The sequence below is a fragment of the Flavobacterium sp. 103 genome, from assembly GCF_003096795.1.
In the GTDB taxonomy this organism is placed as follows: Bacteria; Bacteroidota; Bacteroidia; order Flavobacteriales; family Flavobacteriaceae; genus Flavobacterium.
This window is the reverse complement of record NZ_QENX01000001.1, coordinates 2102166-2121123: the sequence shown is the minus strand read 5'-3', so window position 1 is coordinate 2121123 and position 18958 is coordinate 2102166. Positions and strand designations below refer to the sequence as shown.

Below are 18958 nucleotides of genomic sequence, written 5' to 3'. Positions count from 1 at the left end.
GAGAAAAAAATTAACCGCGAAGTACGCAAAGCTTTGCGTACTTAACTTTACATTCAAACTATTAACCTTTGCGTCCTTTGCGGTTAAAATCTTTACCTTTTCTCCTTTATCAAATAAATATAAACAGGAAAGTGATCGCTGAAACCAATTTCGGTAAGTGAATGGCGTAACGGATAGCCTTTATATTTTCCGCTTTTTTGGATTAAAAAAGGTTTGTTATAAATTCCCGCTTTCCAATATTGAAAAGAACTGTAATCCTTTTGCAACAGCGAACCCGAAACCATCACTTGGTCAAATATATCCCAAGAATCTCGAAAAGCAATCGTTCCCAATCCTTTGTTGGCCATTTCTTCGAATGGGTTGTAAATCCCAAGTTCCCCAACTTCCTGCATTTTTCCTCGGGCTCCAAGCGCTTTTTTTACACTATTATTAAAAGGACTATCGTTTAAATCTCCCATCGTAATCACTTTGGCATTAGGATTAATGTGTTGCAAAGAATCAATAATTTTTCTGTTCAAAGCTCCCGCCGCTTCTCGAAATGGACTTGTTTTCTTTTCCCCACCAGATCGTGATGGCCAGTGATTGACAATAATATGAATTTCTTCCCCATTTAAAAAACCGGTTACCAGCAATTGGTCTCTGGTATAAACCCGATAGTTTTTGGTGTTCACTTGGATGACATCCTCAGTTTCTATATTCTCCACAGCATCTGTTTTTGGAGTCTCTTTAACTGGCTGTTCTCCTTTATACACATACAATGGAATATTAATGTAACTCGTGGGCTGGAATTGTTTCTTTTGGTACAACAAAGCAACGTCTATTCCTCTTTTGTCGGGTGAATCAAAATGGATAATTCCATATTCTTTGTCAATCAATTTGGGCTGCTTGATTAAATCTTCGAGCACGTCTTGATTTTCAATTTCTGCGCCACCTATGAATGTTGGGGAATTTGGATTTTCACCTGTACCAATTTCAGATAAAACCCGAGCTAAATTTTCTAATTTTTGGTGATATTTTTTTGTGTCCCAATGTTGACTTCCTGTTGGCGTCCATTCCTCGTCATTGGTAACCGGATCATTGATGGTGTCAAAGCAATTTTCAAAATTGTAGAAAGCCACTGTATGTATCGCAAAAGCTTTGGTTTGCGCATTGCTTTTTGAAATTAAAAAAAATAAAATCAGGTAGAAACAGGTTTTTTTGATAGTCATTATTTTCTTAAATAGATTCTAGTTTAGTAAATATAGTAATTTGATTACAATTATTTATTGTCTTTAAGAAATGTATATCTTTGCTTTAAGACAGAATCCATATAACAATTCATTTCGAAAAAAAGTTCCGCATGTATACCAATCCATTTTCTTTTATCCAAAAACAAGGTGCTTTGTATCCAATGCTATTGCTTATTTTTGTTTTACAATCTATAAACAGTCAAGCTCAAACTACTATGATCACACCACCTTATTTACAAAAAGGAGATACCGTTGCCATTGTGGCAACCGCCAGAAAAAACGTTGATGACAACCTAAAACCTACTATAGATTTATTGCATTCATGGGGTTTGGAAGTCGTTGTTGGAAGCACCATCGGATTGGATTTGAATCAATTGGCAGGAACCGATGAACAACGCGCCGCCGATTTTCAGCATCAAATGGATAATTCAAATATCAAAGCAATTTGGTGTGCCCGTGGCGGATATGGTACGGTTCGAATGATTGATTTATTGGATTTTACCAAATTCAAACAGCACCCAAAATGGATTGTGGGCTTTAGTGATGTTACGGTTTTACACAATCATCTCAATACAATGGGCTACAAATCCATTCACGGCACAATGCCTGTTAGCGTTGAAAGAACAGCTCCCGAGTCGATTTCATCTTTGAGAACAGCATTGTTTGGTGATCCTTTGGCATATCAAATCGATCCGTTCCCGATGAATCGTTTTGGAAAAGCTACCGGTGAATTGGTGGGTGGAAATTTATCCATTTTATATAGTTTATTGGGATCCAAATCTTCTATTGATTGTACCGATAAAATTTTGTTCATAGAAGATCTTGACGAATATCTTTACCACATTGACCGAATGATGATGAACCTGAAACGCAATGGTTGTCTTGAAAGCATCAAAGGAATTATTGTGGGCGGGATGACCAAGATGAAAGACAATGATATTCCTTGGGGGAAAAACGCAAATGAAATTGTTCAAGATGTAACGCAAAAATATAACATTCCTATTCTTTATAATTTCCCAGCAGGACACGTTCACGACAACAGAGCCTTAATTATGGGTAATATCGTGAGTATGGATGTTAATGAGAGTTGTAATACGGTAGTTTTTGAAGCCCCCTAACCCCCGAAGGGGGAATTCCTAGAAACCTGAAAATATTTTACACAACAACAACCCCCTTCGGGGGTTGGGGGGCTAATCTAAAATCACTATGGCTTCACACAATGAACTTGGAAAACTCGGAGAAGAGTTAGCAGTAGAGTATCTCAAAAAAAATGGTTATTCAATACTTGAAACCAATTGGACCTATCAAAAAGCCGAAATTGATATTATTGCTCAAATAGAAAATACACTTGCCATTGTAGAAGTAAAAACACGTTCATCTCTCGAATTTGGTTTACCACAAGATTTTGTAAAACCAAAAAAAATTCAACTTTTGGTAAAAGCCGTAGACGCATACGTAAACGAAAAAGATTTGGATACTGATGTCCGCTTCGATATCATCGCAATCTACAAAGAAGGTAAATCCTTTGCCATTGAACACCTTATAGACGCTTTTTTTCATTTTTAAAGAAATTTAACAATGTTATATTTGTAACAAATTGTTTTTTATGTATATTTGCATCAGTTTTAAAACCGAAAACTAAGTACTAACTACGTAAAAACCACTATACATTATGAAAACAGTTTCCTCAATCGTTGAAAATTACATCAAAACAAAGCCCTTTTTGCTGAATGCATTGTCACTTGGTATTATCAATTTGACTTCTTTGTCACGAAATATTATGACCGAATTGGAAAGTGAATTTGGAAAAGAAGTAAAACAAGGAGCTGTGGTGATGGCTTTGAAACGTTTGACCGAAGAGTTAGATTTTAGACTAAATCATAAAATAAATAAAGTAATAAAAAACATAGGTGAAATCACCGTACGATCTGCTTTGACGGATTATACATATGCAGTTTCAGATACTGTTTTGAACAAACAAGCCGATTTGATTACTGACATCAACTCGTTACCAGATATTTTCTATACCTCATCCAAAGGAGTAAATGAAACTAATATTGTAGTGAGCAATAGTGTCAATCACTTGGTTGAAAAACATTTTGCTTCTGAAAAATTAATTCAGAAATTGGATAATTTAGCTTCAATAACAGTAAAATTACCTAAAGAGAATATTGTAGTTCCTGGAATTTATTATTTCATTTTCCAACGTTTGGCTTGGGAGGGAATTATCATCAACGAGGTAATTTCAACTTCTAATGAATTTACGATTATGGTTAGTGAAAATGAAGTAGACGTAGCTTTCAAAGTGATTAAAGATTTGAAAAACTAAATCTTAATTAATTTAGGTAAATAGTTCAAAGGCGAGACTCATAGTTTTGCCTTTTTTTTATTTATACTTTTTAAGTAAAATATTATAAATGAATTGATTATATGATTCTTTTTTCATTAATTTTATAAGACTAATTTTTTCGTTAAAATTTACGCCTATGGATTATTTAGCTATTTTCCTTGCCTTAACTCCTGTTTTTCTTTTAATAATTTTACTAGGTTTTCTTAAAATTTCTGGTGACAAAAGTGCTTTATATACTTTGATAGTCACAATTCTTTTGGCAGCATTTGGGTTTAAGTTTTCAACATCTTCTATTGGCCTCTCAATAGTTTACGGCACACTAAAAGCTATTTTTCCGATAATTTTAATCATCATAATGGCAATTTACAGCTATAATGTATTGGTTTATACCAAGAAAATGGAAGTTTTAAAATTTCAATTTTCCAACATTTCCACAGATAAGAGCATTCAGGTTCTATTGCTGACTTGGGGTTTTGGTGGATTGCTCGAAGGAATGGCCGGCTTTGGGACGGCGGTTGCCATACCGGCAGCGATACTGATTGGTTTAGGATACAAACCTTTGTTTTCTGCATTAGTTAGTCTATTGTCCAATAGTGTTCCCACCGCTTTTGGCGCTGTTGGAATACCCGTAAAAGCCGTTGCCATAGAAATAGGCCATACCGATTTACAAAGTTTGGGGAGCGAAGTCGTGTTCCAATTGTCTCCCTTAATGATAATTATTCCTTTTATTATTGTATTTCTAACTGATCCCAGCATAAAATCATTACCGAAAAATATTGCCTTAAGTTTGGTCGTAGGAGCAGTTTCGATTGCTGTTCAATACTATTCGGTTATCTATATCGGGATAGAAACTCCAGCCGTTTTGGGAAGTATAGCCTCGATTATTGTAATCGTTATTTGGGCAAAATTAACCGCCAAAAAAGATGATAATACTATCTTGGAAAGCAAAAGTTCCAAAGAGATTATGAACGCTTGGGCTGTCTATGGCTTGATTTTGCTGTTCATTATTGGCACTAGTCCTTTGTTCAACAACTTTAGGACTTTTCTGCAATCTATAGCAGCAACTCCAATAGAGCTAACCATAAATGGATCCGTAAAAACTATCAAGATATTTTGGTTGACAGATGGTGGAGTCCTGCTGTTTTTAGGTTCGGTAATTGGCGGATTATTGCAGGGAGCAAAGTTAAAAGAGCTATTAGGGGTTCTTGGAAAAACGTTTCTTCAATTAAAGAAAACATATATAACAGTAACCAGTCTAATTGTACTTTCCACCATAATGGATTTATCCGGTATGATTGTAGTGTTGGGAACCGCAATCGCCACTGCAACGGGTACTTTTTATCCGCTGTTTGCGCCGGCAATTGGCTGTCTAGGTGCCTTTTTGACTGGTAGCGACACTTCTTCCAATATACTATTTGGTAAACTTCAGGCCCATGTTGCCCAACAAATTGGAGGAGAACCTAGCTGGTTTGCTGCCGCAAATACAGTTGGAGCGACAGGCGGAAAAATCATCTCTCCACAAAGTATTGCTATCGCCACTTCAGCCTGTAATCAACAAGGAAAAGAAGGGGAAATTATGAAAAAAGCACTACCTTATGCCATATTTTACATAATTGTCGCCAGTTTAATGGTGTACTTCTTTGGAAAATAAATATTTAAAATACAAATGCTATGTTAGCTCCTTCTTATCAAAAGTTAAAAGACATTTTATCAGTCTCTATTGATCCCAAACGTATTTTGACCAATCCATTACAAACACTTGCTTATGGAACCGATGCCAGTTTTTACAGACTGATTCCAAAAATTGTGATTCTGGCGCATAACGAAACCGAAGTAATCGAAATTATAAAACAGGCTAAATTACTCGATATTGCTTTGACATTTCGTGCTGCCGGAACCAGTTTGTCCGGCCAGGCCATTACCGATTCAGTTTTGGTAGTTGCAACTCACGGCTGGAAAAATCAGGAGCTTTTTGACAACAATCAAAAAATAAAACTAGAACCTGGAATCATTGGTGCCAGAGCCAATATTTTTCTGGCACCGCATGGTTTAAAAATCGGACCAGATCCAGCTTCGATCGGCGCCTGTATGATTGGTGGTATAGTAGCCAATAATGCCAGCGGAATGTGTTGCGGAACAGCGCAAAACTCCTATCAAACCATAGCGGATATTCGAATTGTATTGCATGACGGAACTATTTTGGACACCGCCGATGCGCAAAGCATTACAGCTTTCAAGAAAAATCAAACTGCTTTAATTCAAGAAATCGAAAGTCTTAGAGATGAAATTAAAGGCAATGAAACGCTTTACAATCAAATCAAAAATAAATTTAAAATAAAAAATACGACTGGTTATAGTATCAATGCCTTGGTCGATTATCAGGAGCCAATAGATATCATAAAACATCTAATGGTGGGGTCTGAAGGAACTTTGGCTTTTATTTCGAATGTAACTTTCAAAACAGTCATTGACGAAAAATACAAATCCTGTTCATTGATTTTTTTCAACACGATTCAGGATGCCTGTAATGCCACTATTTTGTTGAAATCAAGTCCTGTTGCAGCAGTAGAATTATTGGACAGAGAATCCATTCGCTCAGTCGAGAATGACGATGATGCGCCTGATTATTTCAAAACTTTACCTGAATCTGCTTGTGCTTTATTGGTGGAATGTCGAGACAATGATTTGGTTGTTTTAAAACAAAAACAAGAACAAATTCGATTGCAAATTCAATCCATTCCAACTTATACAGAGTATAAATTTACGAGCGATCCCAAACAATATTATTTTAACTGGAAAGCCCGAAAAGGTTTATTACCAACAGTTGGAGGGCTGCGAAAAAATGGAACAACGGTAATTATTGAAGACGTCGCTTTCCCTTTGCCACAACTGGCCGATGCCTGTTTGGAACTGAAAGATTTGTTCAAAAAATTCGAATACCACGATGCTGTTTTGTTTGGCCACGCCTTGGAAGGAAACCTGCATTTTGTGTTCTCACAAGACTTTTCGAACCAAGCCGAAGTGGATCGTTACGAAAAACTAATGTCCGAGTTGGCAGTTTTGGTTGTTGATCGTTTTAACGGTTCCCTAAAAGCCGAACACGGAACGGGTCGCAACATGGCTCCATTTGTGGAAAAAGAATGGGGATCTACGGCCTACGAAATCATGAAACGCATCAAAAATATTTTTGACCCCAATAATAAAATTAACCCAGACGTACTGATCAATCCTGATCCAAAAGCACATCTCAAAAATTTAAAACCGCTTCCGGAATGCAACGATATTGTTGACAAATGTATGGAGTGTGGTTTTTGTGAACCGCATTGCGTATCCGAAGGCTTGACTTTGTCTCCACGTCAACGTATTGTGATTGCCAGAGAAATCAGTCGATTGGAAGAAACAAATGACGACCTGCAGCGATTGGCCGACATCCGAAAAGATGTTACCTATCAACTGGATGAGACCTGCGCCACCGACGGTCTTTGCGCCTTGGCATGCCCCGTACATATCGACACCGGAAAATTTGTGAAAACCTGGCGTGCCAATGAATTGAATTCCGGCAATAAAAAAGTCGCAGCATACATTGGCTCACACATGGCAGGAACTACATCAATTGTGAGAACGGGATTAAAAATCGTTTCCTTTTTTCACGCTATTCTTGGAACCACTATTATGACGGCATTGTCCAATGTGTCCCATTTTATCACTTTTGGGAAAATCCCGAAATGGATTCCCGAAATGCCAAAAGGAGCCGATAAAATTAACACGAAAAATTAACCACAGATTCGCAGATTATTTTTTAATTTTTAGTCAAAGATTTGAAAAATTATAATTGAAAATCTGCGACCCGAGCAATAGCGAATAGGCGCAGCAATCTGCGGTCAAAACCTTTAATGAAAAAGCAATGAATACAACCGCTGATTTAAAAGTCGTTTACTTCCCTTCCTGCATCAACAGAAGCATGGGAAAAAATCGTTTCCAAGACTCTGATGATCTTCAATTGACCGAACTGACACATCAGTTATTGGTTCGTGCCGGATTCACTATAATTTATCCTGAATCCATAGATACTCATTGCTGTGGTATGCCTTTTTCAAGCAAGGGTTTTGCCGAAGCCAACCATGAACAATCCGAGGCATTGGAAAACAACCTTTTGAACGCTTCAGAAAACGGAAAATATCCAATTTTGTATGACATGAGCCCTTGTTTTTACCATTCGAAAGAAGAATTTTCGAAAGCCTTAAAAATTGTTGATCCTATCGAATTTATGTTGGATTATGTGATGCCACAATTAGTAGTAAAAAACAAAAAAGATACGATAGCGGTTTTCCCGGTTTGTTCCGTCAAAAAAATTGGAAAAACAGAACAATTGGTGACCTTGTCTAAACTTTGTGCCGAGAAAGTCACCTTAATTGACAGCAATTGTTGCGGTTTTGCCGGAGACAGAGGTTTCCTTATCCCAGAATTGAATGAACACGGATTGCGTGAATTAAAAGCTCAGATTCCTACCAACTGCAAAGAAGGCTATTCCACCAGTAGAACCTGTGAAATAGGTTTTGAGAAAATGAGTGGCATCGATTTTAAATCGATTTTTTATTTGATTGAGGAAGTAACGCGGTAAAAGATTCAATACCTATTTGCCTCGTTTGTTCCCTTTCCCTCGGGTCACTAATTTTCATAAATTAAAAAAGGATAAAGAGTTTTTGATTTCTTTATCCTTTTTCCTTTTCTACAAATTCATTCCTCCCGAAACTTCGATGCGTTGTCCATTCACCCATTTGGCTTCATCAGTGCACAAAAAGGCAACTACACTTCCAATATCATCGGGTAAACCTACTCGTCCCAATGCCGTTACTGAAGCAATCTGCTGATTTAATTGCTCGTTGTCACGAACTACTCCACCGCCAAAATCAGTTTCAATGGCACCTGGCGCAACAATATTCACTCTGATTTTTCTAGCTCCCAATTCTTTTGCCTGATATTTGGTCAATGTTTCCATAGCTCCTTTCATACTTGCATAAGTAGCATATCCTGGAAATGAAAAACGGGTCAATCCTGACGAAATGTTTACAATTCCTCCACCATCGTTCATAACTCCTAATGCTTTTTGAGTTAGAAAAAATGGTCCTTTGAACTGAATATTAACCAAGTCATCAAATTGACTTGTGGTGGTTGTCGAAAAACTTTCGTGAAGACCAACACCTGCATTGTTGACTAAAAAATCGATTTTATCGGTTGCGAATGTGTCTTTCAAAGCCGTCTCAACCTTTTGAAAAAATAACTCAAAACTGTTTACTTCAGCAACATTCAATTGAATGGCTACTGCTTTTTGTCCCAGTTTTTCGATTTCGTTTACAACAATGTCCGCTTCTTCCTTTTTGCTGTTGTAAGTTAGTACAAGGTCAAGCCCTTTTTTGGCAAGATTCAAAGCCATATCTTTTCCTAAACCGCGGCTTCCTCCTGTAACTAATGCTATTTTATTGTTTGAATTTACCATCTTATATTTTGTTTTAAATTGATAGGACAAAATTACTTCAGAAGTGAAGCTCTCCAATTGCAAATATCAATCGAGAGTTTGCAAAATTCAAATAGTATAATTCCTTAGCCAAAAAAGAAGACAGCTAAAAACATCCTTTTAAATCTGCAAAATCTGCGTGCCATTATATTATTTTCAAGCAGATTCGACAGATTTTATTTTTCGAATTCCTTATTAAATAATCATCCAACTTAAACGAACTTATATTCCTTATCTGGTAAAAAAAAGGGTTGGCCTTACATCTCTTATTTGTTTAAACTCTAAAAGCTATAGGAGTAAATGCTGTTTGCTTTTTGAAAAAATTAGAAAAATGTGCCAGCTCTTCAAAACCTAGTGAATAGGCTATTTCCGAAATGTTCCAATCCGTTTCTTTCAATAAAATTTTGGCCTCATGAATCAACCGGTCGCTTATTAATTCGGTGGTTGTTTTTCCTGTATTTTCCTTTAGAACTTTATTGAGATGATTGACGTGAATGCCCAAACGAGCTGCAAAATCTTTAGCCGATTTTAATTCCAAGCGTTGACGAGGCGATTCAATAGGGAATTGTCTTTCGAGTAATTCTGCAAATAAGGAAGAAACCCTAGCCGCCGAATTATGTTTGGAATATAATGCCGTCACAGGTTGCAGCTTTTGTCCAAAATGAATCAGCTCCGCCACATAGTTCCGAATCAAATCATATTTATACACATAATCCGAATTGATTTCTTGATGTATTTTTTTGAAAATCAAATCAACAGCAACAGTATCTTCTTCCGTTAACTGAAAAATGGGATAACCATCCGTTTTAAAAATAGGTAGTTTATCCAAATCTATCCCGCTTTTGTCCTTGGTTAAAAACTCTGTGGTAAAAACACAGAAATGTCCGGATTGTTGGGTCTCCTGCGGAACATAATTATAAGGAATTTTGGGTGTAGCAAATAAAAGTGCATTTTCTTCTATTTCGACTATGCGGTCGGCATACTCCACTCTGTTTTTGCCTCGAATCAAGCTTATTTTATAATAGGCTCTTCGGTCATAAGGCATAAAAGACTTTTCCTTTAGCCTTTCATAAAGTTCTTTGATATTGAAAACATTGAAATGTCCAATTTCTTTTTGAATATCCTTGGGTAATAATGAGCTTGTTTCTATACTGGAGTCACCGGAAATTTCCTGGTAGAAATCCTCTATTGATTTTGATTTCATGGAAAATGAATTTGTAAAAATCAAATATACGATTATTTACAACTAACTGCTTTCCCCATTTTAAAATTAATAAAGTCAAACATTTTTCATATTTTAGCTTAAATTATTAACCTACAACCAAATAAATTATGGAAGAAAAATACGTTGTTAATCAAACATTAAAAAGGATTGAACCTATTGAAAAGAAGTGCAGCTTCTGCCGAAAAAAAGAAATGTCATTGATGGACAGCTGTTTTTTCCAAACCCTTTATCTTGAACAAAAAAGAGCTAATTATCTTGTGGTACGAAAAGTAAATTTTAACAAAGTATCTATTGGTGTTCCCAGATGTGAAAGTTGCAAATCCATACATGATGAATCGGGAACAAAGGCCAAAAAATATATTTTTATCGCAGCTGGTATAATACTTGTTTTGCCAATGTTGTTCTCTTTCAGTTTGGATACTTTAACAAGCGCAATTATACCTGCTTTAATTGTTTTAGTTGCCGGTTTTTTGCTTAAAAATTATATTACTGAAAAAATAGTTTTTAATACCGATATTCTTTCTGAAAAAGTCGGCGCTGAATACAGCGTAATCGTTCAAGAATTCCTTGAGGAAGGTTGGCAATACGAACAACCAGAAGCTTAAAAACCCTTTACATTATAAAAATAACCGTTGAAATATCAGCGGTTATTTTATTTAATCTAAAAAGTAAATCGTCATACCAATCTTTTTTATTGGCTTTTAAAAACAAATGCTGGAGTTTAACTAATCGTTTCGTTTTCAAACATTAAACAAAATTTTTATTCTACTCCCAGCCCAACAACTCCATCAATTCCAAAGCTCTTCTGGTAGATTTCACATTATCAAAAGTCAATAACAGTCGTAAACCGTTTGGGGTTTGCTTTTCTTTCATAACACAAATATTGCTGTGGGTTTGCACAAACTGAATCACTTTATGGAAACGTTTGGAATGATAAAAATCGGATTGTTGATCGGAGACAAAATAGCCAATCATCTTGCCTTTTTTCATTACCAGTTTTTCGATTCCTACTCGAGTGGCAATCCATTTGATGCGGATACTGTTCATTAAGGCTAAGGCTCTTGGAGGCATTGGACCAAAACGGTCGATTAGTTTGTTTTGGAAAACAACCAGTTCTTCCTCGTTTTTCACGTCTGCCAATTCGTTGTACAAGCTCAAACGCTCCGTGACATTATTGATATATTCATCTGAAAACAACAATTCAAAGTCGGTGTCGATTTGCAGGTCTTTTACATACTCCTTGGTTTCGATATTATTCTCTTCAGGGTATAAATCTTTGAATTCGTTTTCCTTTAATTCCTCGATGGCCTCGTTCATGATTTTTTGGTAGGTATCAAAACCAATATCATTGATGAAACCACTTTGTTCTCCTCCCAATAAATCTCCTGCACCACGAATCTCAAGATCTTTCATCGCAATATTCAAACCGCTTCCCAATTCGCTGAATTGCTCCAAAGCCTGAATTCGTTTCCTTGCATCTTCGGTCATGTGTGAATACGGCGGACAGATGAAATAGCAAAATGCTTTCTTGTTGCTACGCCCTACCCGACCACGCATTTGATGCAAATCAGACAAACCAAAATTATTCGCATTATTGATAAAAATGGTATTCGCATTCGGGACGTCCAATCCGCTTTCGATAATTGTTGTCGCCACCAAAACATCGAATTCACCGTTCATAAAGGCGAGCATTAACTCCTCTAGTTTAGCGCCTTCCATTTGTCCGTGTCCAATTCCCACTCTGGCATTTGGCACCAGACGCTGAATCATTCCGGCAAATTCCTTGATATTTTCAATTCGGTTATTGATGAAGAAAACCTGTCCGTTGCGCTGAATTTCATACGAAATCGCATCGCGAATCAGCTCTTCATTAAACCCAACCACATTCGTTTCTATAGGATATCTGTTTGGCGGAGGTGTTGTAATTACCGATAAATCCCGCGCTGCCATCAACGAAAACTGCAAAGTTCTCGGGATTGGGGTTGCCGTCAATGTCAAAGTATCGACATTGGCAGCGATGGTTTTAAGTTTGTCTTTTACGTTAACACCAAATTTCTGTTCCTCATCGACAATCAACAATCCAAGGTCTTTGAAAACCACATTTTTGTTAACCAATTGGTGTGTTCCTATGACGATATCTAGTTTGCCTTCTGCTAGTTGTTTTAAGGTTTCAGCCTTTTGTTTGGCGGTTCTAAAGCGGTTCAAATAACCAATAGAAACCGGCATATCTTTCAGCCTTTCGCTAAAAGTACGGTAATGCTGATACGCCAAGATAGTCGTTGGAACTAGAATTGCCACTTGTTTTGAATTGTCCACAGCCTTGAAAGCCGCACGAATCGCCACCTCGGTTTTTCCAAATCCCACATCCCCGCAAACCAAACGATCCATCGGGCGCTCGCTTTGCATATCGGCTTTGACTTCTTGGGTCGATTTGATTTGGTCCGGCGTGTCTTCGTAGATAAACGAACTTTCCAACTCGTTTTGCAGGTAACTGTCGGGAGCAAACTGGAATCCTTTTTCCAATCGGCGTTTGGCATACAACTGAATCAAATTGAATGCAATATGTTTGACTCTTGCTTTGGTTTTTTGTTTTAAAGTCTTCCAAGCACTAGACCCTAATTTATAAATTTTGGGTGGTGTTCCGTCTTTTCCGTTGTATTTTGAAATTTTGTGTAGCGAGTGAATGCTCACATACACGATGTCATTATCGGCATAAACGAGCTTGATTGCTTCCTGTGTTTTGCCTTCGACCTGTATTTTTTGTAACCCGCCAAACTTCCCGATTCCGTGGTCAATATGCGTTACATAATCACCAACGGACAAAGTCGTGAGTTCTTTTAAGGTTAAATTCTGCTTTTTGGAATAACCGTTTTTGATGCTGAATTTATGGTAGCGCTCAAAAATCTGATGATCAGTATAACAAGTAATTTGATTTTCCTGATCGATGAAACCTTGGTACAATGGCAAAACAATCGTCTTGTATTGCTTGCGAATATTTTCGGAATTAGCTTCATCCAAAGATTCGAATATATCGTGAAAACGCTTTGTCTGCGCCTCATTCGAACAAAGCAAATAATTTTGATACCCATTAAAATGGTTATCGCTCAAATTATTCAACAACAAATCAAACTGCTTATTGAACGACGGTTGCGGCTGAATGTGAAATTCAAACTTTTTGGTCGTTTTAAAAACAGGCTTAGAATTGAATTCGACAACCGAAAAATCCAACGCTCTTTTTACAAATTCCTTTTGGTTCAGAAATAATTGTTCTGGCGTGGCGTGCTTGATATCTTTGGATAATTTCTCAAAAGCTTCTTCGGCTCTGCCAAATTGCTTATCCAATTCGTATAAAAGATTCTCGGTGTTTTGAAAAAACAAAACCGTTCTTTCAGCTATATAATCTAGAAAACTCTCTCTGTTTTCCTGAAAAACTTTATTCTCGACATTCGGAATAATGGTAATTTTTTTCTGTTTCTCTAATGACAATTGTGTGCCAACATCAAAACTGCGGATACTTTCGACTTCATTCCCAAAAAATTCTATTCGGTACGGATTGTCATTGGAAAACGAAAACACATCGACAATTCCACCACGAACAGAGAATTCGCCGGGTTCCGTGATAAAATCTACCCTTTTAAATTCGTATTCAAACAGCACTTCGTTCAAGAAATCAATCGAAATCTTATCGCCTAAACTTACTTTTAAAGTGTTTTGATCCAAGTTTTTTCGGGTCACCACTTTTTCAAAAAGCGCCTCGGGATAGGTAATGATGATTGCTGGTTTTTTGCGGGAATTGATTCGGTTGAGTACCTCAGCGCGAAGCAAAACATTGGCATTGTCCGTTTCTTCAATTTGGTATGGACGACGGAAAGAACCCGGATAAAACAATACATCCTGCTCGCCTATCATTTGTTCCAAATCGTTCAAATAATACGCCGCTTCTTCCTTGTTGTTCAAAACCACCAAAAAAGGAAGTTCCGATTTCTTGAAAACAGACTGAATCACAAAGGAAGCCGCAGATCCCAACAAACCGTCCAATTGCATTTTTACCTGATTGTTTTCCAACAAACGCGCCACAATCTGAGCCGTTTTTGGAGAAGAATCATAAACCGAATATATAGTTGCTTTACTCAACGCGTGGTTCATTTGAATTTTTTGGACTGGTCGCACCTCCCGGATTCCCAGGTATTGTCTGATTCCCTGGCATTTTCGGATTTCCGCGTAATGTTGGGTTTCCGGGCGTTGCCGTACTTCCTGGCATTGCTGGATTTCCTGCTTGTATCGCTCTTGTAGTGTCAAGCATCATCAATAATTCGGATTCTCCAACTTCCAATGGAATTTTGCTTTTCTCAACAATTTTATCCATTTGTCTTTGCAATGAAACCAGCTCCAAATTAATTTCTGCAAGACGTTCGGTTACTTTTTTATCCGAAACTTTATCAAGATTAATATATAAATCCAACATTCGAACTTGGGTAATCAAAGTTGCAATTCGGCTTCTTATCTGTGGGTTGTCAAATTGAGTGGGAATATTGGTGTTCAAAGCCATCACTTTGGTCGATAGCGCCTTGGCTTTCTTTTGAAAAGCCGTAATTGTTTTCTTTGGCTTAACGGACAACTCTTCCATAAAAGCTCTCCACTCTGGCCAAGTCTTCATAGTAGCTTCTGAAGTTGTGTTGATAGGGGTATCAATAAAATTCCACCCTTTATCTATTGTTTTAAAAATTAATTCTTTCTTTTTTGCATCCCTTAAATTATCGGCAAGTCTTACATCATTGTCGTCTTTACACGAAAACTGCATCAAAAGCACCAAAAAAAGTAGCGTTAATTTATTGTTCATTTCTAAATTATTTGAGTCACAAAGTTACAAAGTAAATTTACAATGGCAATTTCAATTTCAATGACAATATCAATGGCAAAATTCAATGGCAATATCAATTTCAATGCCAATATCAATCATAATTTTAATGACAGAATATTAACACCAACAATTACGACCTTTTGTTGATTTTAGCTATTTTTTTACAATATCCACAAAAACGATTATCTTTATTCCTGATAATTTACGAAATCGTTATATTTGCATTTCAAAACAACACACAATGAATCCAAAGATCTTAATTATTGGTGCTTGCGGGCAAATCGGTACCGAATTGACCCACGAACTCAGAGCCATTTATGGAACCGAGAATGTTATTGCTTCTGACATTCGAAAGCTGAATAACGATGTCGTGAATTCTGGCCCATTTGAGGTAATAAATGCCTTGGATTTTAACCAAATCGAACATTTGGTAGAACTTCACCAAATTACCGACGTGTATTTGATGGCTGCCTTACTCTCTGCAACTGCCGAAAAAAACCCTGCCTTTGCTTGGGATTTAAATATGAATTCATTGTTTCACGTTTTGAATTTGGCGAAAGCCGGAAAAATAAAAAAAATATTCTGGCCTTCGAGTATCGCCGTTTTTGGCCCTACAACCCCAAAGGAAAACACGCCACAATACACCATTATGGAACCTTCAACCGTCTATGGAATCAGCAAACAGGCCGGTGAAAGATGGTGTGAATACTACCACAACATTTTTGGGGTCGATGTAAGAAGCGTCCGTTACCCAGGATTAATCAGCTGGACAACATTACCCGGCGGAGGAACCACCGATTATGCCGTAGACATTTACCACAAAGCATTAAGCGATGGAAAATACGAGTGCTTTTTGAACTCCGAAACCAAAATGCCAATGATGTATATGGACGACGCTATTGCCGCCACCATCAATATCATGAAAGCACCTGTTGAACAAATTAAGATACGCTCTTCCTATAATTTGGCCGCCATGAGTTTCACTCCAACCGAAATTGCTGCCGAAATCAAAAAGCACATTCCGGAACTGGAAATAACATACGCACCAGACTTTCGTCAAAAGATTGCCGACAGCTGGCCTGCCAGTATTGATGACTCCCGCGCCAGAGAAGACTGGGGTTGGAACCACGAATTTGACCTGGAAATGATGACCGTCGATATGCTGAAAAATCTAGCACCTCAATACAACACCGATTTACAATAACACACCAATTAATATTTCTTGGGCGTGCCACCATAAAGAAAAGGGACCAAATCACTATACGGTGATTCGGTCCCTTTTCTTTATGCTGCCGGGCTATCCGCGCTACTTCGGTAGCTAACTTCTGTCCCTCACGCGGCTTCGGTGTTCAAAAGATATTTTTGTTGCAAATTATACTGTGTAGGATTCTAATTATTATTTTCTACATTTGAAAAAAAGAGAAACGTGACGCATATCACTCAAAACCGACCAAATTTGGATGGCTTTGTGTGATTTTGTTACACATATGAATAAGTTGGCGGTAATTTTGCCTCCGAAAATGAACAATTTCAAACATATGAAAAAAATTATTCTTGTTGTTTTTTTAATTTTTCTCTCTTGCGAAGATTTAAAATATAAATCTTTAGATTCAGAAAAAACAGGTATTGAAAATTTATTAAAAAAAATTATTCCAAACAAGAATTATGAGTATTGGGAAATCAATTATGTTTATGGGTTTACTCCTAAAGTAATATTTTCTAAAGGAAAAAAAGAATTAAAGAAAAAATATAATTTTGAAGAAAACAATGGAGGCTTCTTTACAGGCTGTCAACCTGGATATTGCAATTATAACATCAATTTTTTAGAAAACGGAAAATGGCATTACATAAAAGAAGAAAAAGAATTAGCAAGGTTCATTAACAAAATAGATAATGTAGAAGAAGCTTTCTTAATTGCAAGAATAAATGAATATGATATAGATTCCAATGACAAAAAAGGTAGGTCTTATACTCAAACAGAGAATGGGTACAAATTAAAAGTTATGAAATATAATAGTTGTCCAGAATCTAAAGAATCATTTTTAGTTTCTATAGATTCTCTTGGAAAATTAAAGCAATTAGAAAATTTAGGATTTTATCTGAAAAGTAAAGATTGTATTGTATATTAAAAAACTACCGCCAACAGCCACTCCTATGTAAAGCATCGTAAAGTTATTCACAACTTTTGAGAGGGTTATATGTCGGTTATTTTTCGAGTATAGAATTCCATACCAGCGGCTTGTTGAAAAAGTTGGAAACAACTTTTTGTCCGCCGAAGGCTTGGACTGAAAAAGTTATTCTAACTTTTTCAATAATGCCAGGAATTCATGTCTCTTTTATTTCATAGTCTTTCTTTTTAAAATTCTTAAGGCTCACACTCCTATATGTGGTTCTCGTTTTCAGAACGAGACCACCAGCATCTGTATGATTGTAAGAATAAAAAATAGCTGCCTGCTACAAAATGTGGCTTCGTTTTATAGAACCACCTTAGCTGTTTTGCAGTCTATCTTCTGTTATAATTGAGCTTTTTAAGAAGGTTGTTTTTATTTTTCTAACACTAAATTTCTATTGATTTGATAGGGTGTTTCCGTTTTAATGACCGAGAGTATTCTTCGTGCCATTTTATGGGCTATTTTAATGATGATACTCTTTACGTTCTTGCCTTGATGTTTGCGGTAATAGTTTTGCATTTCGGTATCTTTTCTAATGGCAACCCAGGCGGCTTCCACTAAATAACTCCGTAATTGTGAACGGCTTCTGGGAGTTATTCCCAAACACTTTTCCGAACCGCCGCTATTATAAATCCCAGGAACCAATCCGATGTAAGAGCTGAATTGTCCCTCGTTATTGAATCGGCGCAAATCACCACACTCGGCCAGAATCACGCTTGCCAGATAACCCCCAATTCCTGGAATGCTCTTCAAGAGATTATAATCTTTCTTATGGGTCTTTCGGCAATGAGCACGCATTTGATTCGCAATTTCCAAATACTCTGACTTGATAAATTTATACATCCGTATTTTGCCCTGCAAAGCCAATTCTCCACAAGTATTGCTGAATTTTATATTTTCTAGCCAGACAATAAAATCTTTGCTCCAATTTGAATTATCAAACTCTTGAGGTATTGTTATGCCATGAAAGAGCAACATACTTTTAATATGCAATTTGCTTTGTCGGAGTTTCTTGGTGACTTGGGTTCTATGACGGGCCAAAGTCGTAAACTGTTCGTGTTCTTCAGTAGGAATATAAACTCCCCGCAGAACACCCGCCTTTAATTGATTGGACAGATTTCTCGAATCTAAGGCGTCTGTTTTTTGATATCGTTCCTTGTCTCCTGTCTTGACATCGGATGGATTGACAACCAAAACACTCCAACCTAAGTTTAAAAAATAGCGGGCGGCGCAAAACCCGCAACAGCCTGCTTCATAAACTAAATCCACTTCGTAATCAGGAAATGTTTGCTCCACATATTGAAATAAATCCTCGGCAACGGAAGGCATCGAGTACGTTCTGTGAAAGAACAAATCAGTTTGAATGGAAACTGTCCAGCTTTTTTTGTGAATATCTAAACCAATGAATATCTTTGGTTTTATTAAGGCATCTTGTAATTGCATAATCTTTGTTTTTAGTAATTCTAAGTTATGCTTTTACATAGATGCTACAACGGATTTGGGCATTTGGCTTAATGGAAAAATGGTTTTGTATTTGGGATGATTTGGCAAATCCGAAAATAGGGCTTAATTTAGTCCCAAACCCGCTGTAGTGCCAAGACGTTACC

Annotated in this window: 15 protein-coding genes; 9 read left to right on the top strand and 6 right to left on the bottom strand. The window is 36.9% G+C overall.

From position 1 onward, the window contains the following. Nucleotides 1-92: 92 nt before the first annotated feature. A complete protein-coding gene (locus C8C85_RS08545; RefSeq protein WP_116796692.1) occupies nucleotides 93-1208 on the bottom strand; it encodes an endonuclease/exonuclease/phosphatase family protein in 1116 nt (371 codons plus the stop codon). A 131-nt stretch (nucleotides 1209-1339) separates the two neighbouring features. Between C8C85_RS08545 and C8C85_RS08540 the strand changes: the two genes are divergently transcribed. The 6 genes from C8C85_RS08540 to C8C85_RS08515 all read left to right on the top strand — a co-directional run bounded on the left by C8C85_RS08540 (nucleotide 1340) and on the right by C8C85_RS08515 (nucleotide 8200). Further along, entirely contained in the window at nucleotides 1340-2347 is a 1008-nt protein-coding gene (locus C8C85_RS08540) for an LD-carboxypeptidase (RefSeq protein WP_410501037.1), read from the top strand. 88 nt (nucleotides 2348-2435) lie between these two features. Then, nucleotides 2436-2795, top strand: a complete 360-nt coding sequence (locus C8C85_RS08535; RefSeq protein ID WP_116796691.1) for a YraN family protein — start codon at nucleotides 2436-2438, stop codon at nucleotides 2793-2795. A 106-nt stretch (nucleotides 2796-2901) separates the two neighbouring features. Continuing rightward, a complete protein-coding gene (locus tag C8C85_RS08530) occupies nucleotides 2902-3558 on the top strand; it encodes an aspartate kinase (RefSeq protein ID WP_116796690.1) in 657 nt (218 codons plus the stop codon). Between the two features lie 157 nt (nucleotides 3559-3715). Further along, the gene (locus tag C8C85_RS08525) at nucleotides 3716-5230 is read left to right on the top strand and encodes an L-lactate permease (RefSeq protein ID WP_116796689.1); all 1515 of its coding nucleotides are present in this window, start codon (nucleotides 3716-3718) and stop codon (nucleotides 5228-5230) included. Between the two features lie 20 nt (nucleotides 5231-5250). Beyond that, complete coding sequence (locus C8C85_RS08520; RefSeq protein WP_116796688.1) at nucleotides 5251-7356, top strand: FAD-binding and (Fe-S)-binding domain-containing protein; 2106 nt, start codon at nucleotides 5251-5253, stop codon at nucleotides 7354-7356. A gap of 127 nt (nucleotides 7357-7483) precedes the next feature. Beyond that, the gene (locus C8C85_RS08515) at nucleotides 7484-8200 is read left to right on the top strand and encodes a (Fe-S)-binding protein (protein WP_116796687.1); all 717 of its coding nucleotides are present in this window, start codon (nucleotides 7484-7486) and stop codon (nucleotides 8198-8200) included. A 108-nt stretch (nucleotides 8201-8308) separates the two neighbouring features. On the opposite strand, the gene C8C85_RS08510 is transcribed toward C8C85_RS08515, so the two are convergent. Then, complete coding sequence (locus tag C8C85_RS08510) at nucleotides 8309-9076, bottom strand: SDR family NAD(P)-dependent oxidoreductase (protein ID WP_116798440.1); 768 nt, start codon at nucleotides 9074-9076, stop codon at nucleotides 8309-8311. Between the two features lie 292 nt (nucleotides 9077-9368). Next, nucleotides 9369-10298, bottom strand: a complete 930-nt coding sequence (locus C8C85_RS08505; RefSeq protein ID WP_116796686.1) for a helix-turn-helix domain-containing protein — start codon at nucleotides 10296-10298, stop codon at nucleotides 9369-9371. A 128-nt stretch (nucleotides 10299-10426) separates the two neighbouring features. Between C8C85_RS08505 and C8C85_RS08500 the strand changes: the two genes are divergently transcribed. Next, nucleotides 10427-10924 carry a hypothetical protein gene (locus C8C85_RS08500; protein WP_116796685.1) on the top strand — a complete coding sequence of 166 codons (498 nt, stop codon included), beginning with the start codon at nucleotides 10427-10429 and terminating at the stop codon, nucleotides 10922-10924. A gap of 160 nt (nucleotides 10925-11084) precedes the next feature. On the opposite strand, the gene mfd is transcribed toward C8C85_RS08500, so the two are convergent. Both mfd and C8C85_RS08490 read right to left on the bottom strand, forming a co-directional pair. Continuing rightward, complete coding sequence (gene mfd / locus C8C85_RS08495) at nucleotides 11085-14465, bottom strand: transcription-repair coupling factor (RefSeq protein ID WP_243412092.1); 3381 nt, start codon at nucleotides 14463-14465, stop codon at nucleotides 11085-11087. Continuing rightward, complete coding sequence (locus C8C85_RS08490) at nucleotides 14446-15159, bottom strand: hypothetical protein (protein ID WP_173503086.1); 714 nt, start codon at nucleotides 15157-15159, stop codon at nucleotides 14446-14448. The genes mfd and C8C85_RS08490 overlap by 20 nt, the downstream gene beginning before the upstream one ends. A gap of 262 nt (nucleotides 15160-15421) precedes the next feature. Between C8C85_RS08490 and C8C85_RS08485 the strand changes: the two genes are divergently transcribed. Beyond that, a complete protein-coding gene (locus C8C85_RS08485) occupies nucleotides 15422-16384 on the top strand; it encodes an L-threonine 3-dehydrogenase (RefSeq protein WP_116796684.1) in 963 nt (320 codons plus the stop codon). A gap of 334 nt (nucleotides 16385-16718) precedes the next feature. Further along, nucleotides 16719-17309, top strand: coding sequence for a hypothetical protein (locus C8C85_RS08480; RefSeq protein WP_133243379.1), 591 nt, complete (start codon nucleotides 16719-16721; stop codon nucleotides 17307-17309). A 414-nt stretch (nucleotides 17310-17723) separates the two neighbouring features. On the opposite strand, the gene C8C85_RS08475 is transcribed toward C8C85_RS08480, so the two are convergent. Next, a complete protein-coding gene (locus C8C85_RS08475; RefSeq protein ID WP_116795533.1) occupies nucleotides 17724-18794 on the bottom strand; it encodes an IS110 family transposase in 1071 nt (356 codons plus the stop codon). Nucleotides 18795-18958 lie beyond the last annotated feature (164 nt).